This window comes from Shewanella xiamenensis, assembly GCF_024971755.1.
Lineage (GTDB): Bacteria > Pseudomonadota > Gammaproteobacteria > Enterobacterales > Shewanellaceae > Shewanella > Shewanella xiamenensis.
The window spans coordinates 240,806-264,462 of the sequence record NZ_CP079718.1 but is presented as its reverse complement, the minus strand read 5'-3'; the positions used below and the strand labels follow the sequence as shown (position 1 = coordinate 264,462).

At 44.4% G+C, this 23,657-nt stretch carries 23 protein-coding genes; all 23 read right to left on the bottom strand.

Translation table 11 applies throughout. The features are described 5' to 3' along the window. Positions 1 to 7 precede the first annotated feature (7 nt). Entirely contained in the window at positions 8 to 304 is a 297-nt protein-coding gene (locus KXJ80_RS02270) for a hypothetical protein (protein ID WP_249555659.1), read from the bottom strand. Positions 305 to 392: 88 nt separating this feature from the next. Beyond that, positions 393 to 689: a hypothetical protein gene (locus KXJ80_RS02265; protein WP_253989628.1), complete on the bottom strand. Its 297-nt coding sequence runs from the start codon at positions 687 to 689 to the stop codon at positions 393 to 395. 272 nt (positions 690 to 961) lie between these two features. Then, positions 962 to 1,801, bottom strand: coding sequence for a GIY-YIG nuclease family protein (locus tag KXJ80_RS02260; RefSeq protein ID WP_259474521.1), 840 nt, complete (start codon positions 1,799 to 1,801; stop codon positions 962 to 964). 658 nt (positions 1,802 to 2,459) lie between these two features. Next, positions 2,460 to 3,527 carry a hypothetical protein gene (locus tag KXJ80_RS02255; protein ID WP_259474520.1) on the bottom strand — a complete coding sequence of 356 codons (1,068 nt, stop codon included), beginning with the start codon at positions 3,525 to 3,527 and terminating at the stop codon, positions 2,460 to 2,462. 220 nt (positions 3,528 to 3,747) lie between these two features. Beyond that, positions 3,748 to 4,179 carry a GNAT family N-acetyltransferase gene (locus KXJ80_RS02250; RefSeq protein WP_259474519.1) on the bottom strand — a complete coding sequence of 144 codons (432 nt, stop codon included), beginning with the start codon at positions 4,177 to 4,179 and terminating at the stop codon, positions 3,748 to 3,750. 288 nt (positions 4,180 to 4,467) lie between these two features. Beyond that, on the bottom strand, positions 4,468 to 6,297 hold the full coding sequence (gene glmS / locus KXJ80_RS02245) for a glutamine--fructose-6-phosphate transaminase (isomerizing) (RefSeq protein WP_037430945.1): 1,830 nt from the start codon (positions 6,295 to 6,297) through the stop codon (positions 4,468 to 4,470). Positions 6,298 to 6,372: 75 nt separating this feature from the next. Continuing rightward, positions 6,373 to 7,143 (bottom strand): DeoR/GlpR family DNA-binding transcription regulator, encoded by a 771-nt coding sequence (locus KXJ80_RS02240; protein WP_218737730.1) that lies wholly within the window; start codon positions 7,141 to 7,143, stop codon positions 6,373 to 6,375. A gap of 199 nt (positions 7,144 to 7,342) precedes the next feature. After that, positions 7,343 to 9,436 carry a TonB-dependent siderophore receptor gene (locus tag KXJ80_RS02235; RefSeq protein WP_047538120.1) on the bottom strand — a complete coding sequence of 698 codons (2,094 nt, stop codon included), beginning with the start codon at positions 9,434 to 9,436 and terminating at the stop codon, positions 7,343 to 7,345. 259 nt (positions 9,437 to 9,695) lie between these two features. Next, positions 9,696 to 11,060 carry a bifunctional UDP-N-acetylglucosamine diphosphorylase/glucosamine-1-phosphate N-acetyltransferase GlmU gene (gene glmU / locus KXJ80_RS02230; RefSeq protein ID WP_037413421.1) on the bottom strand — a complete coding sequence of 455 codons (1,365 nt, stop codon included), beginning with the start codon at positions 11,058 to 11,060 and terminating at the stop codon, positions 9,696 to 9,698. Positions 11,061 to 11,230: 170 nt separating this feature from the next. Beyond that, positions 11,231 to 11,659, bottom strand: a complete 429-nt coding sequence (locus KXJ80_RS02225; protein WP_011624645.1) for a F0F1 ATP synthase subunit epsilon — start codon at positions 11,657 to 11,659, stop codon at positions 11,231 to 11,233. A gap of 36 nt (positions 11,660 to 11,695) precedes the next feature. Then, positions 11,696 to 13,087 (bottom strand): F0F1 ATP synthase subunit beta, encoded by a 1,392-nt coding sequence (atpD, locus tag KXJ80_RS02220; protein WP_218737729.1) that lies wholly within the window; start codon positions 13,085 to 13,087, stop codon positions 11,696 to 11,698. A 35-nt stretch (positions 13,088 to 13,122) separates the two neighbouring features. After that, a complete protein-coding gene (gene atpG / locus KXJ80_RS02215) occupies positions 13,123 to 13,983 on the bottom strand; it encodes a F0F1 ATP synthase subunit gamma (protein ID WP_037413431.1) in 861 nt (286 codons plus the stop codon). A gap of 50 nt (positions 13,984 to 14,033) precedes the next feature. Continuing rightward, positions 14,034 to 15,575, bottom strand: coding sequence for a F0F1 ATP synthase subunit alpha (gene atpA, locus KXJ80_RS02210; RefSeq protein ID WP_037413433.1), 1,542 nt, complete (start codon positions 15,573 to 15,575; stop codon positions 14,034 to 14,036). 14 nt (positions 15,576 to 15,589) lie between these two features. Next, positions 15,590 to 16,123, bottom strand: a complete 534-nt coding sequence (atpH, locus tag KXJ80_RS02205; protein WP_037413434.1) for a F0F1 ATP synthase subunit delta — start codon at positions 16,121 to 16,123, stop codon at positions 15,590 to 15,592. A 16-nt stretch (positions 16,124 to 16,139) separates the two neighbouring features. Beyond that, positions 16,140 to 16,610: a F0F1 ATP synthase subunit B gene (gene atpF / locus KXJ80_RS02200; protein WP_011624650.1), complete on the bottom strand. Its 471-nt coding sequence runs from the start codon at positions 16,608 to 16,610 to the stop codon at positions 16,140 to 16,142. Positions 16,611 to 16,648: 38 nt separating this feature from the next. After that, positions 16,649 to 16,900, bottom strand: coding sequence for a F0F1 ATP synthase subunit C (gene atpE, locus KXJ80_RS02195; protein ID WP_006083840.1), 252 nt, complete (start codon positions 16,898 to 16,900; stop codon positions 16,649 to 16,651). 70 nt (positions 16,901 to 16,970) lie between these two features. Then, positions 16,971 to 17,765, bottom strand: coding sequence for a F0F1 ATP synthase subunit A (atpB, locus tag KXJ80_RS02190; RefSeq protein ID WP_037413438.1), 795 nt, complete (start codon positions 17,763 to 17,765; stop codon positions 16,971 to 16,973). Between the two features lie 12 nt (positions 17,766 to 17,777). Next, positions 17,778 to 18,161 carry an ATP synthase subunit I gene (locus KXJ80_RS02185; protein WP_011074336.1) on the bottom strand — a complete coding sequence of 128 codons (384 nt, stop codon included), beginning with the start codon at positions 18,159 to 18,161 and terminating at the stop codon, positions 17,778 to 17,780. Between the two features lie 225 nt (positions 18,162 to 18,386). Further along, positions 18,387 to 19,265 carry a ParB/RepB/Spo0J family partition protein gene (locus KXJ80_RS02180; RefSeq protein ID WP_037413441.1) on the bottom strand — a complete coding sequence of 293 codons (879 nt, stop codon included), beginning with the start codon at positions 19,263 to 19,265 and terminating at the stop codon, positions 18,387 to 18,389. A gap of 9 nt (positions 19,266 to 19,274) precedes the next feature. Then, positions 19,275 to 20,063: a ParA family protein gene (locus KXJ80_RS02175; RefSeq protein WP_011718840.1), complete on the bottom strand. Its 789-nt coding sequence runs from the start codon at positions 20,061 to 20,063 to the stop codon at positions 19,275 to 19,277. A 74-nt stretch (positions 20,064 to 20,137) separates the two neighbouring features. After that, complete coding sequence (gene rsmG / locus KXJ80_RS02170; RefSeq protein ID WP_037413444.1) at positions 20,138 to 20,758, bottom strand: 16S rRNA (guanine(527)-N(7))-methyltransferase RsmG; 621 nt, start codon at positions 20,756 to 20,758, stop codon at positions 20,138 to 20,140. 117 nt (positions 20,759 to 20,875) lie between these two features. After that, on the bottom strand, positions 20,876 to 22,765 hold the full coding sequence (mnmG, locus tag KXJ80_RS02165; RefSeq protein WP_218737728.1) for a tRNA uridine-5-carboxymethylaminomethyl(34) synthesis enzyme MnmG: 1,890 nt from the start codon (positions 22,763 to 22,765) through the stop codon (positions 20,876 to 20,878). Between the two features lie 440 nt (positions 22,766 to 23,205). Then, positions 23,206 to 23,646: an FMN-binding protein MioC gene (gene mioC, locus KXJ80_RS02160; RefSeq protein ID WP_037413450.1), complete on the bottom strand. Its 441-nt coding sequence runs from the start codon at positions 23,644 to 23,646 to the stop codon at positions 23,206 to 23,208. Between the last annotated feature and the right edge of the window lie 11 nt (positions 23,647 to 23,657).

The following is a 23,657-nucleotide window of genomic DNA, read 5'->3' as shown; positions in this document are numbered from 1 at the left end:
AGTACTATCAACCTAAACGGTAATATTGGTGCCTTCTTTTTGAGTTATGCTTCCAACTTTTTGCTACATCAAAGACATGTGAAGGGTAATCATCCCAAGAATCTGCTAGCAGTTTCCCACGAGCAGCACGAAGTTTAACTGGATACCCCTTGCATTCAATCAAATGCATGAAGTAAAAACTTTTTTCTTGTTTAGTACTAAAATATTTATGGAAACCGCTACGAATAGTGGGATATCGCCACCATAAATATTTTGAATGTTCCTCATTAATAGTCTGTATGTAATGTGATTTTAGCTTTTTCATACACCCTCCAGGTTTACGTTACCTAGAAGGGGTCCTCTTCAAAATAGTTCATATATTCACTCTCACTTATATAAAATATAAATCAGGCCTAATCCCAATCACAGTTTGGCCCCCCAAGCTCCAAACCAACTGGACCACCTAAAGCACCTTGCAACTTTCGCTTTTTGCACCAAGCAATCGCAATTTTATCAAACACATCTGCTGGTATTTCAGCGTCCAGCCTTCCGAAAAATTTACCTTCAGCATTCGACTCATAAATTATTTTGAAATCAATAGGATTGGTTATTTCAATAACAGCGGGATTGTCATTATCCTTGTCGAAGGTAATTTCTTGATAAAGCCCAAACAGCTCATTTTCTTGATAAATCCACTCTTTGGTACTCATATATCAATACCTCACTAATCGATTTTTTATGAGTGTAACACCAATTTATCAAAGAGAATTGTCATCGATACAATAGCCTCTTTTTCGCGTTACCAAAACATGGCCAACTTAAAAGCACTTGTACATAAAACAGGTTGGGAAAAAACGTGTTAGATTCCCAACTTTACTTTTTGAGTTTCGGATTAAAATTTCTATGGAGATGACTTTTGGTTAAGGGGTAAGCTTTAGCCCGTCACAGTGAGCGCAGCGAACAGTTTGAACCATTTGTTAGGTTACGGTTTCAATATTTCCTTTACATCAAAACCAAGTGAAGATAAATACCTAGACTGATTTACTAAAGTTTTTTCAATCGCAACCTCATCTACCGAACTCCAGAAACCGCCTCTGACTTTCTTCCAGCCATGAGTAACCATTTTGTCTAGTACGATACTATTCTCGATTGTCTCTGCTATTTTCCAGTTTGTTGTTTCTGTAGGCTCAATTGAAAGTACTTCTGTGGGGGGATGCAGTTTAGTCCACGAAGCCCCTTTACCATTAAAGTGCGAATTAATTCGTTTTACAGGCTCAATAGCTTGACCAACGTAATATAAGCCGCCCTCGAGAGCTAGTACATATGTATAGATTGTACTCTTGCGAATATAGTTAATCTCTGTTGAGTTAGGTTCTAACAGTGTGATTTCTTCGCGTTCATCAACAAAGCCTACCTCTGTTGGGTAATGATTACCCTCAGGAGCCTTATTTTTACATAGGGAGCAAACCTCTTTGCCACACGCAGTGCTAGATAATATAAAGTCACCCTTTTTAGTATTTAGTCCACCTGTACTCCACATTCGACAAAATGTATCTATGCCATTCCATAGATGCGCTTTCTGCTTCTTTTTTCCTTTGCTGAGCAGGAAAATACTATGAACATCAGCTTTTAATCCATTCCAGTATTCGGTTTCTATCTCGCCACGATCAAGAACTTTTGAAACTTGATCAACTGCATCTGCAATATGTTTAAATTTATGCTGATGGAGCAACATTTCACACTGCCCATCTAAGGCAAGATGAAAACTATCCTCGTACCTTACAACGCATATTTTTTCATCATTATTGATGCTTCGAATCATAATATTACTATGTCGTAACCTAATGCCTGAATTAAGCCGAGCCACGAAGCGGCTTCGGCTTGAATGAATTGTGTACGCATCATGGGCATATACTAATGAAGTGACAGTCCTCTGTAGGAAGGTCACTGTTTGATAACGTGCTGTTATTAAACGTTAACTAGTAGCAAATGGCAAGAGCCTATCCGCGAGGAGCGGTTTGAAGGAAGCAGCTAGCAAATTTGCGAGCTGGTACAAGACGACGAAACTATGTGAACTAATGGCCCCCGTAGTAAATGATGTAGTAGCGCAAAGAAAGTTCATGTTCTTATCTGGGAAGCTCTGCTTAACATGCGATCGGTTTGGTAAGGCCTGAGATTGTTAGACATTCGAACTTTCCAACCGCATAGATGTGCTATTAAAAACGACACTACCTATATCCGGTCTTTCTGTCATCAGTATTTTGGAAAATGCATTTTGAAAACACGGAACAACCCAATATTGCGAGTCCTCAGGTGGAGTAACACTACACTCAAGATAATCTAGGTAGTCACTGGACGAGTAACAGTCATTGATTCTACCTTTTCAAGAAGAGTTTTAATCGGACATTTCAATTATCAGCTTATGAGTGCTAATGTCTGAATCTGGTGGCATAACCTTTTCCAGTATTTTTTATCGGTTATCAAGGCTTTTCCAAATCTACTGGCCGCACAATGATTAAATCATTTGGATCCAGCCCTTCTTGAACAAATAGCTCTGGAGTGTTTTCTTCGTTCAGCCCTTCCATCATCATCAAAGCTTTGGCCTGTTCAAATGCATTTTTGACTGAAAGCCCAAACCCTATTGCAGAGTAGAATTGTGATGAAAACACTCTGGCGGCTTCATCACCAATGCTGGTATTCATCCCAATGGCTGCTTCGACATGATGAGTGATTGCTTCCGCTTGGTTATAGGAATAACACGTGTTAAAGAAAACCAGACGAATGTCACTCGATGACGCCATCATGGTTTGCACAATAGCTTCCTTACTAACCAACTTTGCATTGCCATTAGCATCTTGAAATACTATCTCATCAGAGTCCGACCCATGACCGCTAAAGTGAACTATTGTAGGGTTTAGTTCATTTATTGCCTGTAGAACATCCATTGGTTGAACTGCCCATCTACTCTCAAATGAAACTGAATCTCTGTGTTTGGCCTTTCTAATCATATCTCCAATTGCACGAGCTTCTTCATCCAGCCTCAGCTGTTGGGCATCAGCAGGATTTGATGCAAGAAATAGAACTATAATTTTCTCTGGAAGATCTTGAAGCGCCTTCATGGTAGCAATCGTGCTCAGATGTAACTCCTCATGCCTATTCAGAGTGCTAGTTATTTGATTCATTCTGGATTGATGTACTCTAGCTTGCCGCTCTGACTCCATTTGGTTTTTCTTGCTCTCTTTTTCCTCTTCCCTTGACACTTTCTTTTGTTCATCAGCAAGTTCTTTATGCTTTCGTGCAATCTTGTTGTCAAAGTCAGCTATCTTCTTTTCTACTGTTGCCTGATCTTTTTGATACCTTTCGATTTCACGCAACTTTGATTTGGCAGTGCTTGCACTATTAGTACGAGACAGCGCTTGAGAAGCTGAATTAATTTTTCCAGCAAGATTAGCGATTTTCGTTTGTTCTTTTGCTTTTCCCTGCTGCAACGTAGCTATCTCCTCTCGTTTTTTAGTCACATTCCTACGATATGAATCTAACAAGGGCATACTATTCTCCATGAGGTGAAAATCAGGCTTATACGGAAATTCCATTGAGTCGCGACAAAATTTGAATGGTCACTTTGTAGCATTACTAAAATTTGGTCAATGTAGCAAGACTTTGGGTGAAAGTTAGTCAATTCACAGCAACGATCGCGTATACGGAAACGCCCAAAGTTATTAGCTTTGGGCGTTTCTTCTAACAAACTTGGTTACGACAAACTGAGCTTTAAAGCGTCATATGCAAAATTGGAAAAGGTTTTCCCATATCATCAAGTGGCGAGCGCGAAACGACTTTGAACCCCATATGCTCGTAGAAGCCTAAGGCTTGTAGGTTTTGTTCGTTTACATCGACTTTGGTTGCACCTAACTGCTCTATTGCGTATTGCAGTAGCACTTTACCAACTCTTTTCCCTCTTGCCTCGTTTAAGATGAAAAGCATTTCAATCTTTGAGTCGTGGATACCAACGAAACCTTGAATTGAACCACTTTCATTTTTCACACATCTTAACGTGACAGCTGGAAAAGCCTGCTCAATGATAATTGGTTTAAAAAACTCAATATCTTCTTCTGTTATAAAGTCATGAGTTGCTCGGACTGAGTTTTCCCAAACATCAAGCATTTCTGCATAATTTTCAGGAAGCACATTTTCTACAATCATTGGATTTTCTCTAACGTTGACTGAAATTCATGTGCAGCCGCGAGTGGGTATTTTACCGACAAAGGATATGTCCGTCCATTTAGCATCAACAATACTTTTGTTTGGGAAAAGATAAACCATCAGCACAGAAGTAATACCGAATGGGGCATAAGGGATTTAGAAATGGCAGCGTACCTATGTGAGCGCTGCCATTCTAGTATGATACTTTAATACTTAGCATGAATCTTTATTACTTAGTATGAGACTTTATTCCTCTCCCACATTAGGCGGTTTTTTATTGCTTCCGATTTATTCCACCGTCACCGATTTAGCGAGGTTTCGCGGTTGATCCACATCGGTGCCCTTAATTAAGGCGACGTGATACGAAAGCAACTGTAATGGAATAGTGTAAATCAGCGGTGCCATAAAGATATCACAGTGTGGAACCGGGATAACCTTCATAGTCTCGTCAGATTCAAATTCCGCATCCACATCGGCAAACACATACATTAAACCACCACGGGCACGCACTTCTTCAACGTTAGATTTCAGCTTTTCTAACAGTTCGTTGTTTGGCGCCACCACGATGACGGGCATGTCGGCATCAATCAAGGCCAGTGGGCCATGCTTCAGCTCGCCAGAAGCATATGCCTCTGCATGGATGTAGGAGATCTCTTTAAGTTTTAGCGCGCCTTCCATCGCTATCGGGTATTGATCGCCACGGCCAAGGAATAAGGCATGGTGTTTGTCGGCAAAGTCTTCTGCCAATTCAGCAATCGCATCATCTAAGCCTAATGCTTGCTCCACTTTGGCAGGCATAGACTGTAAGCTTTGGGTGATCTCGGCCTGCATTTGCTCCGACATGCCATTATGGCGACCGATCACCGCAGTCAGCATTAATAAACCCGCTAATTGCACGGTAAAGGCTTTAGTTGAAGCAACGCCAATTTCGGCGCCCGCTTTCATCATGTATGCCATGTCAGACTCACGGACTAAGGAAGAGCCTGGTGCGTTACAGATAGTTAGCGTCGCCTTGTAACCCATCTCTTTGGCTAGACGCATCGCCGCCAGCGTATCGGCGGTCTCGCCGGATTGAGAAATAGTCACCAACAGGCTGTTGGGGAATAAATGCGACTTGCGGTAGCGGAATTCGGAGGCGATTTCGACATTACAAGAAACGCCAGCCCAATCCTCTAACCAATAACGCGCAGCCATACCCGCATGGTAGCTAGTACCACAGGCAATAATCTGTACGTGTTTAATATCTTTTAAGAATTCAGCGGCATTATCACCAAAAGCCGTGTCGAGCACTTGTTTGTTGGCGATGCGGCCTTCAATAGTACGCGTCAGTGCCAGTGGCTGCTCATAGATTTCTTTGAGCATATAATGGCGATATTCACCTTTGTCACCAGCATCGTGGGTGATTTCTGACTCTTTAACTTCGCGCTCAACTTTATTGCCATGCACATCGAAAATGCTCACGGTGCGACGAGTCACTTCGGCCACGTCACCTTCTTCTAAAAACGCGAAAGAACGGGTCACAGGCAGCAGTGCCAGTTGGTCGGAGGCGACAAAGTTTTCACCTAAACCAAAACCAATCACTAATGGGCTGCCTGAGCGCGCGACAACCATGCGCTCGCTGTCGCGGCGGTCAATCACCACAGTGCCATAAGCGCCTTCGAGTTGTTTAACCGTGGCTTGCACCGCAGCCAGTAAGGTGTCGTGTGTTTTCAATTCATGATGAACTAGGTGGCAAATGACTTCAGTGTCGGTATCAGAGCTGAAGTGGTAGCCGTGTTCTTTAAGCATTTCACGCAGTTTATGATGGTTTTCGATAATGCCATTGTGCACAACGGCAATATCGCCTTCAGATAAATGTGGGTGAGCATTGCGCTCGCTTGGCTCACCGTGGGTTGCCCAACGAGTATGCGCAATACCAGTGCCGCCCGCTAACGGGTCGGTTTCGAGTGCAGCAGACAGTTCCTGCACTTTACCCACGCGGCGGGTGCGATTGAGTTCGCCATTGTGGATCACGGCAACACCAGCGGAGTCATATCCACGATATTCTAAACGACGTAAACCTTCGACCAGAATTTCGGCCACATCCCTTTGCGCCACGGCGCCAACGATTCCGCACATAGTTTTTACCTATAAAATGAAAAATAAAAATGAAGTTGTTTGAGTCATTTGCTCTGGCTTATCACGGGCAAATGCCTAAGGCGAGTAGGGCGCTAAGATGACTTTCACGCCTTGCTCGGTAATTTGGTTAAGGGCGCTCTCTTCGATGCGATCATCGGTGACTAGTACACTAATTTGCGACCAAGGTAGTTCTAAGTTAGGGATCCGCTTGCCAATTTTGTCCGAATCCACCATCACGATGACTTCGCGGGAAACCTCTGCCATCACCTTACTTAAACCTGTAAGCTCATTAAAGGTCGTGGTACCACGTTCAAGATCGATACCATCTGCACCGATAAAGAGCTGGTCGAAGTTGTAGGAGCGTAATACCTGTTCGGCCACTTGGCCTTGAAAGGATTCAGAATGCGGATCCCAGGTTCCACCGGTCATCAATAGGGTCGGCTCATTTTCAAGTTCGTGAATCGCATTAGCCAAATGCAGAGCATTGGTCATGACCACCAGCCCACGTTTGTGGTTGAGTTCAGCAATTAAGCCTGAAGTGGTGGTACCGCTATCGATAATGATACGATTGTGATCTTTAATCAGCTGCGCCGCAGCTTTAGCGATGGATAACTTGTTAGGCGCAATCTTGGCAGAAAACTGTTGCGTTACTTCATCGGGAATAGCCACAGCACCACCGTAGCGGCGTAGCAGCAGTCCGGTTTTTTCAAGTTCTGCCAAGTCTTTACGAATAGTCACTTCTGAGGTTTCGAAACGTAATGACAACTCATCGACACTCACTTCACCCTGTTCATTCAGAATGCTAATAATACTGTGACGTCGTTGCTGTGTATTTCGTTTATTCATAAAACCTTTCAGTTAACTTTCGATTCGAAAGATATATTATAAAGAAACGAAACATTTTTGCTAGTATTCGAAAGATAATTTCGAATCAAGATGGGTAGCCTTTAAGTTGGATTAATTAACTTAATGAAAAATAATAAAAAAGCAGTTCACCCAAAGGTAAACCGCTTTAATTGTATGAAACTTAAAAGGAGAGTTGAGCTTAAAACTTAGCTTCAAGTGCCACGCTGAAGTTACGATCTTGGCCGATAGTGACCATCTTATCGCTACCACCATCTAAGTATTCAGTATCAAATAGGTTTCTCACGTTTGCACGGATGCTAACGTCTTTACCCATAATATCCATAGTATAAGCAGCACCAACATCAAAACGGACGTAACCATCTTTGGTGATAGTGTTAGCAGTATCAGCAAAACGCTCACCAACGTAGATAGCACCAAAGTTCATCGCAAAGTTGTCAGTTACTTCGTAACGAGTCCAGATATTGGCAGACCATTCAGGGGCATCAATAGGAGTATTACCTTCACGAGCATCACCCGTTTGATATTCAGCATCTAAATACATCATCGATGATGTCACAAACCAGCTATCTCCAATTTTGCCTTGAGCACCCATTTCAAAACCACGGTGCTTTTGCTCACCGCCTTGGGTAGTGATATCAGTATAATCACCAATAGGCGTTGGCAATTTTTCTGAAATGGTAATGTTTTCAAGTGTGATATCGAATACCGCTGCCGTTAGCAGCAAACTATCGTCAAACAGTTCCCACTTTGTTCCCACTTCATATTGAATACCGTATTCAGGCTTTAGGTTAAGTTTGTTATTGATATCGTATTCGTTATTCACTGCACCTTGTGGGGTGAAGCTTTTTGAATAGTTGACATAAATACTGCCATTATCCATAGGCGAATAAATCACCCCGAATTTTGGCGATACGGCATAGCTATTTTCCCCTTCACCGTCTTTTTTCTGCTCGTCATAACGTACACCTGCAAGCAATTTCCATTGTTCGTTGATAGTCATTAAATCTTGCAGATAGAAACCGTAGTATTTGTATTCGCTTGGAGCACTTAATTTACCCTGATGGTAATCAAGGTCAGGCTGAACAACTGGTTGTCCAGGGATCACTGTTTGAGTTGCACCACGAGCGATTTGTTGCTGGTAGAAGTAATCTAAATAGTTGGCACCAATAAGGAATTGATGTTCCAAGCCTGCTAATTCAAACTCGCCCGTAAAATCAATATAAGCAGTTTTATGCTGCCAATCGTCATATCGATCAAAAGGCTTGATGCTATACCCCTTGGTGAAGGGATCTGCCGCATAAACAGGGGCAGAGTCGAAACGTTGGCGATTAAATTGTTGATCGTTGTAGCCGACTTTAACTTTCCAGTCGTTACTCATTTGCCAAGTCAGATCTGCACCTAAATTTGAAACAGTATTATCGGTAAAGGCCCAAGGCGCGTCCCATACGGTTTTACGCTCGCCAATCACATTGCCTTGTTTATCTAACCAACCACCCGCATCGATGCCCGCTTTGTCTTGGGTATGGTCGTACTTAACCGATAACAAAACATCATCACTGATATCAAATTCTAAGTTTAAGTAACCCAACCAACGATCACGCTCTTGGTTTTCATTAGTAGTTGAATATTCGCGCCAGTATTTAGTGTCTTGTTTAACTAACACACCACGATAACGAATGCTTTGAGCATCGTTTAAGCTGCCTCCCGCATCTAACTGCGCACGGGTAGAGCCGTAGCCATCAGTATCAAAACCTAAATCGAGCATTGAATCATAGGTCGGCTTTTTGGTGACCATATTAACCAAACCGCCAGGACCGGATTGGCCATACAACATACTTGAAGGGCCTTTTAGTACCTCAACCTGTTGTAGCGTTTCAATAGGTTGAACGTAATGAGACCATTGCTGGTGGCCGTTGATGAGATAACCGTTGCCCGAATCGAGTTCGAAGCCACGAATACTGAAGACTTGGCGGTTCCAACGAGTAGTACCCGCCGTTACGCTCGAATCGTTAACTAAGACTTCCGCAAGGTTAGTTGCTAATTGTTCATCGGTAACAAAATCAGGGATAACATTAACGGACTGCGGGGTATCCATTAAGTCAATATCGCCACGCATAGCGCCCGATGCGCTACCGACTTTATAATCGTTAAAAGTACGGCCTGTTACATTAATACGTTCAATGTTTGCATCGTTTGGCGCTTCTGCCATAACAGGCATCGCCATTAATACAGCCCCAACGGCCAAACCTACAACTGAATATTTAAATACCATTGCCAACACCTCAAGTAGACCTTTCGTCTTAGAATTGCAGGCAATATAAATAAGAATTGTTTTTATTTAATATTCTTTACATGAATTTACAGTTTCGCGTGACTTAGATCAACTTTGAATAAAAACAATGAATTACCCATAACACCACAGTATTAATTCAACATTAATTTAGCTGATTTTTATTTGGTGAGGATTTTGACCTTTGACAAAATAACATAAAGCGGCTAATTGCCGCTTTGTATAACAAAAAATGAAGCCGTTACTTCTTAATCTTTACCGGACGTTGCCAGCCAGTCAGATGTTTTTGCTTAACACGGGTGATCACTAGCTCATCCTCACCCACATCACGGGTAATTGTTGACCCCGCACCAAGCGTCGCGCCTTTACCAATGGTCACCGGCGCCACCAGCTGAGTATCACTTCCCACAAACACATTATCTTCAATCACGGTTAAGTGTTTATTGGCACCATCGTAATTACAGGTAATAGTGCCCGCACCAATATTCACACCCGCACCGATTTGCGCATCGCCTAAATAGGCTAAGTGACCCGCCTTAGACCCCACACCTAAAACGGCTTTTTTCATCTCAACGAAGTTACCGATATGGGCATCTTGCATTAACTCAGCACCGGGGCGTAAACGGGCAAAAGGCCCCGCACTGGCTGCTACGCCGAGTTTAGCGCCTTCGATAATAGAGTAAGGTTTGATCTCGGCATTGTCGGCAATTTCACAATCGATCAGAATCGCGCCAGCACCAATGCTGACATTGTTGCCAATCACCACTTTACCTTCGAAAATCACGTTCACATCGACCATCACATCCATACCCACGGTCACTTCACCACGGATATCGATACGGCTTGGATCGCGCAAATTAGCGCCAGCAATCATCAGCTTTTCGGCTTCACGGGCCTGATAAGCGCGCTCAAGTTGTGCAAGCTGCACGCGGTTATTGGCACCTTCCACTTCGATAGCAGATTGCGGCTGAGCAGTATTAATCTCAACCCCATCGGCGTGGGCCATGGCGATAATATCCGTTAGATAGTATTCACCTTGGGCATTGTTATTCGATAGGCGACCAAGCCAGGTTTTTAATGCATTACCAGGAACCGCCATAATGCCCGTGTTAACTTCATTAATAGCAAGTTGCTCGGGATTAGCATCTTTTTGTTCGACAATACCGACAACCTTGCCCTGCTCGCGCACGATACGGCCATAGCCAGTAGGATTGGTTAGATTGACGGTTAAAATCGCCACACCATTATCGGGACGCGCAGCGAGCAAAGCTTCAAGTGTAGAGGCTTGGATTAACGGCACATCACCGTAAAGGATCAGCACAGTATCATTATCATCGATATTAGGAATCGCCTGAGCGACCGCATGGCCAGTGCCTAACTGCTCGGCTTGCAACATCCAATTGAGTTGCTGCTCACCCAAAGCGGATTTTAATTTATCGGCACCGTAGCCATAAACGAGCTGTATAGCATCACTGCCAATATGGTGTGCAGTATCAATCACATGCTGCACCATGCTCTTATGAGCGATAGGATGTAATACCTTAGGAAGATCCGAGCGCATGCGAGTTCCTTTTCCTGCTGCCAAGATCACTACATTTAATGCCATTGCCATATCCTTGATTAACATCCCAAAGGGATAAACTGAGCTCGATTTAATGGCGCAATTTTAACGGAAAGGCGCAGCAAAGCGAAAGGCAGATCTCAAAACGCAGCGAAAAAACCAACAAAAAAGGCGGGTATCTTTCGATAACCGCCTTTTATCACAAACAATAACCTTTATCTGGCAATGTTTTTCTTGATGGTTTCAACAACACGTAATTGAGCCATTGCTTTCGCTAACTCAACCATAGCGGCATCATAATTAAAGTCCGCACCCGCAGTTGCCATATGGGCTTCTGCACGACGCTTGGCTTCTAATGCTGCCTGCTCATCAATATCTTTGGCACGCATAACCACATCAGCTAACACAGAAACAGAAGAAGGTTGTACTTCCAGTAAACCACCAGAAAGATAAAACACTTCTTCGCTGCCGTCTTGTTTGACGATGCGCGCCATGCCAGGTTTGATATAGCTTAACAGTGGAGCGTGGCCATGCATGATGCCCAACTCACCTTCAGAACCGGTCACTTGTAGGCTAGCTACGCGACCTGAGAAGATGCTGCTCTCTGCACTTACTATATCAAGCTGTACTGTCATGGCTGCCATCCCGTTCTCCTTAAAAAACTAAGTATGACTACTTAGTTATTTCTTTTTGTTAGCTTTCTCGACAGCTTCGTCGATAGAACCAACCATGTAGAACGCTTGTTCTGGAATGTGATCGAACTCACCACTCAGAATTCCCTTGAAGCCACGGATAGTGTCTTTCAGAGAAACGTACTTACCAGGAGAACCAGTAAAGACTTCTGCTACGTGGAAAGGCTGAGACAAGAAACGCTCAATCTTACGTGCACGGGAAACGATCATCTTGTCATCATCTGACAATTCGTCCATACCGAGAATCGCAATAATGTCTTTCAGCTCTTTGTAGCGTTGCAGAACAGTTTGTACACCGTTAGCTACGTCATAGTGCTCTTGACCAACCACCAATGGATCTAATTGACGAGAAGTCGAATCCAATGGGTCAACCGCTGGGTAAATACCCAGAGAAGCGATTTGACGTGACAATACAACAGTCGCATCTAAGTGAGCGAAGGTTGTTGCTGGTGACGGGTCAGTCAAGTCGTCCGCAGGCACGTATACCGCTTGTACAGAGGTAATAGAACCCGTCTTAGTTGAAGTAATACGCTCTTGCAGAACGCCCATTTCTTCAGCCAGAGTGGGTTGGTAACCTACCGCAGAAGGCATACGACCTAACAGTGCTGATACTTCAGTACCGGCTAGGGTGTAACGGTAAATGTTGTCAACGAACAACAGTACGTCACGACCTTCGTCACGGAACTTTTCAGCCATAGTCAGACCGGTCAGTGCTACACGCAGACGGTTTCCTGGTGGCTCGTTCATTTGGCCATAAACCATGGCTACTTTGTCGAGAACGCCAGAATCCTTCATCTCGTAGTAGAAGTCGTTACCCTCACGAGTACGCTCACCTACACCAGCGAATACAGAAAGACCTGAGTGAGCTTTAGCGATGTTGTTAATCAGTTCCATCATGTTAACTGTCTTACCAACACCCGCACCACCGAACAGACCTACTTTACCACCCTTAGCGAATGGACATACAAGGTCGATAACCTTGATACCAGTCTCTAACAGTTCAGTCGTGTTTGATTGCTCTTCGTATGAAGGAGCGCTGCGGTGAATCACATAACGTTCTTCTTCGCCAATTGCACCAGCTTCATCAATAGGGTCGCCTAAAACGTTCATGATACGGCCAAGAGTGGCGGTACCAACAGGAACAGAAATAGGTGAACCTGAGTTTACTACCTCAAGACCACGACGCAGACCATCAGAAGTACCCATAGCGATGGTACGAACTACACCACCACCTAGTTGTTGCTGAACTTCCAGCACCAAACCATTACAGGAGCCTTCACCTGTGATCTTCAGAGCGTCATATACCTGAGGTACGGCATCTTGTGGAAACTCTACGTCCACAACCGCGCCAATCACTTGGACAACAGTACCTGTGCTCATGATTAATCCTCTAAAACTTGTATTCGTTACCTAACCTAAACCGCAGAGGCACCAGAAACAATTTCCGACAGTTCTTGCGTAATCGCAGCCTGACGAGCCTTGTTATAGACCAATTGCAAATCGTCAATCAGTGTACCCGCGTTGTCCGTTGCCGCCTTCATCGCCACCATACGGGCAGCTTGTTCGGAAGCAATGTTTTCAACAACACCTTGGTAAACCTGAGATTCTACATAACGAACCAATAAGGTATCCAAAAGGGCTTTTGGATCAGGTTCGTAGATGTAGTCCCAACGATGAGCAACCTCATCATCTTCCGATTTAGGCAAAGGTAGCAGCTGCTCGATCACAGGAGTCTGCGTCATAGTGTTTACAAACTTGTTGAACACTACATACAGACGATCCAGTTTGCCTTCGTTGTAAGCATCTAGCATCACACGTACTGTCCCGATCAGGTCAGCGAGCTTTGGCGCATCGCCTAAACCTGAAGCATGGGCAGAAACCTGTCCACCGAAGCTTTTGAAAAACTGCACACTACGAGCACCAATAGGGCAGAATTCAAATTCTGCACCTTGCTCTTTCCAGCTTTTCACGTCTGCAACAACCTTTTTAAAGAGGTTGACGTTCAGACCACCACAAAGGCCACGGTCGGTTGCTACAACAATGTAACCAACCCGCTTAGCCTCTCTCACCTCTAAGTAGGGGTGTTTATACTCGAGAGAACCTTGCGCTACGTGACCGATCACCTTACGCATGTTTTCCGCGTATGGACGGCTCGCAGCCATGCGTTCCTGCGCTCTGCGCATTTTGCTGGCTGCCACCATTTCCATGGCGGACGTGATCTTCTGAGTGTTTTTTACACTCGCGATCTTGGTTTTAATCTCTTTAGCGCCGGCCATCTCTACTCTCCAATCTGGACCTGAGGTGTCTTAAGACACCTCTATCATTGTTACCAGGTTTGGGTTGCTACGAACTTGTCGAGGCCAGCTTTTAATTCAGCTTCGATATCGGCGTTATAATCGCCAGTCTCGTTGATAAGCTTGATTAAAGCAGCATGCTCGCTGTTCATGTACGAGAGCAGAGCGGCTTCGAAATCACCAACTTTTTTCAGCTCAATGCCCTTCAGGTAACCTTTTTCAGCTGCGAAAATAGACACAGCTTGAGCAGCTACACTCATAGGAGCATATTGTTTTTGCTTCATCAGTTCGGTAACACGCACACCATGCTCTAGTTGAGCACGAGTTGCATCGTCTAAGTCAGATGCAAACTGTGAGAACGCAGCAAGTTCACGATACTGTGCAAGAGCAGTACGAATACCACCAGACAGTTTCTTGATGATCTTAGTCTGAGCCGCACCACCAACACGAGAAACAGAAATACCTGGGTTAACCGCTGGACGTAAGCCAGAGTTAAACAGATCAGTCTCAAGGAAGATCTGACCGTCAGTAATCGAAATTACGTTGGTCGGTACGAATGCAGATACGTCACCCGCCTGAGTTTCAATAATAGGCAGCGCGGTTAACGAACCGGTTTTACCTGTTACTGCACCTTTAGTGAACTTTTCTACATAATCTTCGTTTACGCGTGAAGCACGCTCTAGTAAACGAGAGTGTAGATAAAATACGTCACCAGGATAAGCTTCACGGCCTGGTGGACGCTTCAGTAGTAACGAGATCTGACGGTAAGCAACTGCTTGCTTAGACAGGTCATCGTATACGATCAGAGCATCTTCACCGCGGTCGCGGAAGTATTCACCCATAGCACAACCAGAGTACGGTGCTAAGTATTGCAGCGCAGCAGCTTCAGAAGCTGTAGCAACCACAACGATAGTGTTAGCTAATGCACCGTGTTCTTCTAGCTTACGCACTACGTTAGCGATAGTAGAAGCCTTTTGGCCTACTGCTACGTATACGCACTTAATGCCAGAATCGCGCTGGTTGATGATTGCGTCGATCGCCATGGCTGTTTTACCAGTTTGACGGTCGCCAATGATCAATTCACGTTGGCCACGACCGATTGGGATCATAGCGTCAACGGCTTTATAACCAGTTTGAACGGGTTGATCTACTGACTTACGCTCGATAACACCAGGAGCAATCACTTCAATAGGAGAGAAACCATCGTTGTTGATAGCTCCTTTTCCGTCAATAGGCTCACCCAGAGTGTTAACTACGCGGCCTAACAGGCCACGACCGACTGGAACTTCCAGAATACGGCCAGTAGTTTTAACTTTTACGCCCTCTGCTAAATCAGCATAAGGGCCCATTACTACGGCACCGACAGAATCACGTTCAAGGTTCAACGCGATTGCAAAACGGCTACCAGGCAGTTCGATCATTTCACCTTGCATCACATCGGCTAGGCCGTGGATGCGGATAATGCCGTCACTAACCGCAACGATAGTACCTTCGTTACGAGATTCGCTAACGACTTCGAACTGCTCGATCCGCTGCTTAATCAGATCGCTGATTTCAGTGGAATTCAGTTGCATGCTCAAACTCCCAATTACGACTGCAGCTTTTCAGACAGACGCGATAACTTACCGCGGACAGAGCCATCAATGACTAAGTCACCTGCCTTAATGATTACACCGGCGATAAGCGCGGCGTCAGTGCTGCAATTCAGCTTAACTTTGCGTGCGAGACGTTTCCCTAAAGAAATACTGATCTGCTGCTGTTGTTCAGAGCTGAGCTCAGCTGCAGAAACCACATCGGCTTCCACTTCTTTTGCCCACTCATTACGGTATTGAGCAAAAAGCTCAGATACAGCAGGTAGTACCTTTAAGCGACCGTTTTCAGCCATTACCTTTATCAAGTTTTGACCTTGCTCATTGATTTGCTCACCACACACACTGATAAAGAGTGCGGCGAGTTTGGTGCTGGCTAAAGAGCCAGTCAGCAGTGGCTGCATGGTTTCGTTTTCACTAACCAATGCGGCAAACGTGAGCATTTCGGCCCAGGTATCCACTGCGTTGTGTTCAACAGCAACGTCAAAAGCTGCCTTTGCGTAAGGGCGAGCGATGGTGGTTAATTCAGCCATAACTCAAACTCCCTTATCAAATTTCAGCGACTAGTTTATTAACTATGTCACTGTGGGCGGCTGGATCAATAGAACGCTCAAGGATCTTCTCAGCACCCATGATGGCAAGAGTAGCAACCTGCTTACGCAGATCCTCTTTCACGCGATTACGTTCAGCTTCAATTTCTGCTTTACCCTGAGCGATGATTTTGGCACGCTCAGCGTCTGCTTCGGCTTTAGCTTCTTCCACTATTTGAGCTTTACGCTTGTTAGCTTGCTCAATAATTTCGTTAGCCGTCACCTTGGCTTCTTTTAGTTGGTCAGTCGCTTTCGCTTGAGCCAACTCTAGGTCTTTTACCGCACGATCAGCATCAGCTAGACCGTCAGCAATCCTTTTTTGGCGCGCTTCGATGGCATTCATCAAAGGGGGCCATACAAACTTCATGCAAAACCACACGAAGATGATAAAGGCGACCGTCTGACCGATTAGGGTAGCGTTGAAATTCACAACAGCCTCCTATTTAGAGTTAAGACAGAAGCGTTTTCTTACAGCATTGCACCCAGTGGGTTGGTGAACAGCATGAATAATGCGATACCAACACCGATCATTGTTACGGCGTCTAACAGACCCGCTACGATGAACATTTTAACTTGCAGCATAGGAGCCATTTCTGGTTGACGCGCAGCGCCTTCCAGGAACTTGCCACCTAATAAGCCGAAACCGATTGCAGTACCAAGAGCACCCATACCAATCAGCAGAGCAACAGCGATAGCTGTCATGCCTAAAATCGTTTCCATCTGTATCTCCAGTATCTAAAATCTAAATCTAATTAGTTGATGATTTAGTTTAAAATTTCTTCAGCAATCCTTAATGATCTTCATGGGCCATGCTTAAGTAAACAATGGTCAACATCATGAAGATAAACGCCTGCAGCGTGATAACCAAAATGTGGAAAATTAACCAACCTAGTTGCAGAGTCACACCTAGGGAAGATAATAACAAGTTGGTACCATACATCAGCGCAATAAGGATGAAGATCAACTCACCTGCGTACAAGTTACCGAATAGACGCAATGCCAATGAAATTGGTTTAGCGATTAAGGTAACAGTCTCTAATAGGAGGTTGACGGGTATCATTGCCTTATGGTTAAAGGGCTGTAGCGTCAGTTCTTTAACAAAACCAGACACGCCTTTGACCTTAATGCTGTAGTAAATAATCAGCACAAACACACCGATAGCTAAGCTGAAGGTGATGTTTACATCAGTCGTCGGAACCACTTTTAAGTATGGAATTCCCGCTAAACTTGCTAGCCAAGGCAGCCAGTCTACAGGGAGCATATCCATGAAGTTCATCATGAATACCCATACAAAAATGGTCAGAGCTAAAGGCGCGATCACGGCATTGCGGCCATGAAAACTTTCTTTCACGCTGTTATCAACGAACTCCACGATCATCTCGATAAAGCATTGCAGCTTACCGGGAACACCTGAAGTCGCTTTTTTACCAACACTACGGAAAATCCACAGGAACAGAACACCAAGACCAACCGAAAAGAACAACGAATCAATGTGCCATGTCCAGAAGCCTTCACCAACGTGTAGGTTGGTAAGGTGATGCTGGATATAGCCCTGCGGTGTTAACGCTTCACCAGTTGCAGCCATGATTCATCCCACTTAACTTTGCTTGAAGTATAAAGGAGCTGTCCAATGCACGATCAACGTCAGCACGTAACAAACAAAAAGAGGCATAAATGCGACCTTAAGATTGATAAACACTAGCGAAAACATTGCGATGGTTAACAGCAACTTTACCGCTTCCCCCCAGTAAAAAGTTTTAATCACTTTTGCAGCTGAACTTGCTCCCGTATGGGAGAAAGCGAGGGTCGCGAATACAAAATTAGGGAGCACAGCAATTGAACCACCTGCTAATGCAGAATAGCCAAACTGAACTCCCCACACGACGAAAAAGAGAATTGAAGCACCCCCAGCCACCGCCGCCTGCATCATCACCAATTTATAGGCTGACCACCGGCCACGACGCGCTAAAACCTTACTCAACTCATCCTCTCCGCATTTATACTTTTTGTTTCGATGACCGGATGACAAATATCCGTATTTATGTCGATGCACAAAAAGCTTGCGAAAGTATACCTTTTCACGCCTTCATTGCAACTTTGAGATAAGGAAAAACAGCACTTTTAACGTGATATAGCGCCAAAACAGTCAAAATCCAAAATTAACATATGTCACAAATTTACATTAAAAACTGTTAATCTACAGACATTAACGAATTTTGCTAAGAATTCCGTCTAATTCAGCCAGATTCTGATAGTTAATTACAATTTTACCCTTCCCCTTACTGCTATGAGCGATCGAAACCTTGGCACCTAATCTTTCAATTAACTGCTGCTCTAAACGACAAACATCTTGATCTTTAGTCGTAGTTTCGACGGGTTTGGGTGGATTTAAGGTTTGATTAATCAATCGTTCAGTTTCGCGAACGGTTAATTCCTTGGCTGCCACTAATCTCGCCAGATTTGTTTGTTCTTCCCCCTCAATTGCGAGCAAAGCGCGCGCATGGCCCATATCAATATCGCCATACTCGAGTAAACGCTTAACAGGCTCATTTAAACCGTTTAAACGTAACAAGTTAGATACACTCGCCCGAGATTTTCCCACAACATCGGCGACCTGTTGGTGAGTCAGTTCAAATTCTTGCATTAAACGTTGTAATGCAATGGCTTCTTCCATGGCATTTAAGTCTTCACGCTGAATGTTTTCGATCAAGGCGATAGCAATAGCGGCATCATCGGGAACCGCTTTAACGATACAAGGGATTTTTTCAACACCCGCCAATTGGGAAGCGCGCCAACGGCGCTCACCGGCAATAATCTCATACTGGTTATTGCTAACTGGGCGCACTACAATCGGCTGGATAATGCCTTGATTACGGATGGAATGGGCAAGTTCTTCCAATGCCTCGGGAGACATGTCCTTACGAGGTTGGTATTTTCCCGGCTGTAATAGGTCGAGATCAAGATGGATAAGTTCTTCTTTTTTATCGACAACGACCACTTCTTCCGTGTGTTTTTTACTCGCGGCGTGGCTATTACTCAGTAAGGCATCTAAGCCTTTACCTAACCCTCTTTTCTTTAACGTCATGGTTTTCCTTTACGCTCGCTTAGCCTGAGTTTTCTGTTCGGAACGGCGGATCATCTCACCAGCCAGCGCTAAATATGCTTTAGCTCCCGCGCTCGATTTATCATAATACATAGCGGGTGCACCAAAGCTCGGCGCTTCGGCCAAACGCACGTTACGCGGGATCACAGTGCGATACACCTTATCGCCAAAGTGTTGTTTTAGCTGATCGGACACATCATTTGAAAGACGATTACGCGGATCATACATAGTGCGTAAAATCCCTTCTATCCCAAGACCAGGATTCACCACGGCAGCCAATTTGGTGATGGTATCGATCAAGGCGGTTAAACCTTCCAGTGCAAAGTACTCACACTGCATTGGCACCAGCACAGAATCCGCCGCCGACATAGCATTAACCGTCAACATGTTGAGCGAAGGAGGGCAATCGATAAATATATAATCGTATTGATCTTTTATCGGCGCGAGCGCATTACGTAAGCGCACTTCACGGGCAAAAAACTCCATGAGTTTGATTTCTGCCGCAGTCACATCGCCATTACTGGCAATTAGATCGTATTTTCCCGTGGTGTCTTTGACCACTATTTCATCGAAGGGCTTTTCTTCTACCAGCAGTTCGTAAGCCGTGTTTTCGACTTCGTATTTATCGACACCGCTGCCCATAGTGGCATTGCCCTGTGGATCAAGATCGATCAGTAGCACTTTACGCTTAGTCGCGGCTAATGAGGCGGCTAAATTGACACAAGTTGTTGTTTTCCCTACGCCACCTTTCTGGTTGGCCACGGCAATTACTTTACCCACAATGTCACCCTGTATGTAAATTCTGGTTTATTGCCTACTTAAAAATCCATTCAAAATGAGGAGCTTTAAGCCTGTTATTCTTTGATTATTTTGAGTAAATGTCTTTGCTCATCGAGTTTTGGCACCTTGAGTTCGATGGTTTCAGTTATCGCAAAGCCAGCGGGGATTTGTTGCATCTCTTCATCACTCAGTTGTCCCTTGAGCGCATAAAATTGCCCATGCTCAGCAGGCAAGTGATGGCACCATGTCAACATATCATGGATTGACGCAAAGGCACGGCTTAGCACACCATCGAACTTTTGCTCGGGTTGATAGGCCTCAACTCGGCTTTCTATCGAACTGATATTATGAATGCCTAATTCGAAGGCTACTTGTTTTTGAAAACGAATGCGTTTACCTAAGCTATCAAGTAGCACAAAAGTTTTACCAGGATTCATAATCGCCAATGGGATGCCAGGCAGTCCAGGACCAGTTCCAACATCAATAAAGCGTTCACCTTGCAGATGTTTTGATACCACTAAGCTGTCCATGATATGACGGACAAGCATGATCTCGGGATCTCTTACTGAGGTTAAGTTATAGGCTTTATTCCATTTGTTGAGCATGCCAACAAAATCAAGCAGTTGCTTTTTCTGCTCAGCGGTAGCGGGCAGATTAATTTCGGCTAAATAGGCCTCTAACTGGGCAGATAACACTGAACAACCTCAACAAAAATGCAATGATAAACTCGTCGGCTATTATGAAGCCCTGAAACGTCGAAGGGAAGCCTGAATGCTTCCCTTCTGCGACCAAACTGGCGATTAAGCTAGCTTTTACGCGCTCTTGCGTAATAAACCACGTTTTTTCAGATGTACTAGCAGAATTGAAATCGCTGCTGGGGTGATACCTGAGATACGTGACGCTTGACCAATGGTTTCAGGCTTATGGCTATTTAACTTAGCAATCACCTCATTTGAAAGCCCAGGAACCTCTTTGTAATCAAGGTTCAATGGCAAGCCCGTGTTCTCATTACGTACCGCTTTATTGATCTCTTCCTGCTGACGTTGAATATAACCAGAATATTTCACTTGGATCTGGACCTGCTCAGCGGCGAGTGGATCGGTAAGACCAGGACCAAAGCCTTCAATTTGCATCAGTTTGTTGTAATCCATTTCTGGACGACGAAGTAATTCTTCAAAAGATGCTTCGCGAGAAATAGGCGTATTCAAGTGCGGATTTAACACTGGCACTAATGGAGAGTTTGGATGGATCCACTGGCTACGTAGACGTTGTAGCTCTAATTCGATCGATTCCAGTTTTTCACTGAAAGACGCCCAGCGCGCATCATCCACCAGACCCAGTGCACGACCTTTTGCGGTTAAACGCAGATCGGCGTTGTCTTCACGTAGCAATAGGCGGTATTCGGCACGGCTGGTAAACATGCGGTAGGGTTCTTTAGTGCCTAACGTCGATAAATCGTCAACCAATACTCCGATGTAAGCTTCATCGCGACGAGGGCACCAAGCTTCTTTGCCTTGAACTTGCAGTGCTGCGTTCATGCCAGCGAGTAAACCTTGGGCGCCAGCTTCTTCATAACCGGTTGTACCGTTGATCTGGCCAGCAAAAAATAATCCATTAATGGTTTTGGTTTCTAACGAGTTTTTAAGATCTCTAGGATCAAAATAATCGTACTCAATCGCGTATCCTGGACGTACGATCTCAGCATTTTCCATCCCTTTGATCGAACGAACCAAATTTAACTGTACATCAAAGGGAAGACTGGTAGAGATCCCGTTAGGGTAAATCTCATTGGTGTTTAAGCCTTCTGGTTCGATAAAGATCTGGTGCGATGATTTATCAGAAAAACGATGGATCTTGTCTTCGATAGAAGGGCAGTAACGTGGGCCGATCCCCTCGATAACACCGGAGTACATTGGGCTTCTATCTAAACCTCCACGAATAATATCGTGGGTTTTTTCATTGGTATGGGTGATCCAACAAGAAATTTGTTTCGGGTGATGGCTCAAATCGCCCATAAATGACATTACAGGTAATGGCGTATCACCTTTTTGTTCTGTCATCTGAGTAAAATCGATGGTATTGGCGTCTATACGTGGTGGTGTACCGGTTTTTAAACGGCCAACACGGATAGGCAACTCGCGTAAACGATGGGCGAGTGCGATAGATGGTGGATCGCCTGCACGACCGCCACTGTAGTTTTCTAACCCTATATGGATCTTACCACTGAGGAAAGTCCCTGCGGTTAATACGACAGCAGCGGCTTCGAAGGCTAATCCCATCTGGGTAACGACACCGATAACGCGATCATTTTCTACAACAAGATCATCTACAGCTTGTTGGAAAATACGTAAGTTAGGTTGGTTTTGCAGAATATTTTGGATCTTATGACGATATAACGCGCGATCTGCCTGTGCACGAGTTGCTCTTACTGCTGGGCCTTTACTCGAGTTTAAGGTTCTAAATTGGATCCCTGCATAGTCGGTTGCGATCGCCATTGCACCGCCTAATGCATCGATTTCTTTAACCAAATGACCTTTACCAATGCCACCGATCGCAGGGTTACATGACATTTGTCCTAAAGTATCAAGATTATGCGTTAGCAATAATGTCTTAGAACCCATTCTTGCTGCGGCTAATGCGGCTTCAGTTCCGGCATGACCACCACCAACTACAATAACATCAAACCGTTCATGAAAATGCATGACCTTACCTTTAAAAACTTAAGTGACCCAATGAGAGCCGATCATTTTAGCATTTGCTTTGATTGAGGTGAATGATCATTTTTCGAAAATAGATCCAGTGGATCGGGACTAATAGATCTTAAGATCTTTATATAGATCTTCTTATTATGTTTACTATTAGGATCGCACTTTCCTGTGGGTAAGGCTAACTTCTCTTTTATATCAGTGGTTAATGATCTTTTGATCCTGTGATCTAACCGAGATCTACTGTCATTAAAGGTGGGGATAGATCCGCTATTTATCCACAGGGTGGATCTTTAAGCGGATCATGATGTGAATAGCACAGAGGTTGATCAGATCTAAATAATAGTTTATCCACAAAAATATACATATAAATAGTTTTTTGTGGATAAATAAGATCTAAACTGTGGGTTGTTTCAGGTATTTTGAAAATGAGGATCTTAAATTTGATCTTGCCATTGTGCCAACCACGCTAAAGCTGGGTCTTCTGGCACAGGATCCTGTTGTACATCGATCTGGATCTTATCCACAAACGCTTTTGCACCGCTATATTCAAGTCCATCAACAAGCTTCTCTGGGCCTTGGCAAAAGGTGTCATAACTCGAATCACCAATGGCACATAATGCGAACTTAATTTGGTGTAGATTTGGTGTATTGAGTAGAACTTCTTTACAAAATGGCTGTAGATTATCGGGAAGATCACCTGCGCCATGGGTTGATGAAACGATGATCCAGAGGGAATAGGGTTGCAGTGAATCCAGTGTTGGACTTAAAAAAGTGTCTACTTCATGCCCTAATTTGGTCAGCTGAGCCTGCATTTCATCTGCAATATATTCGCTGCTGCCGAGGGTGGTACCGACTAATATAGCAATTTTGGTCATTGTTACTGCTC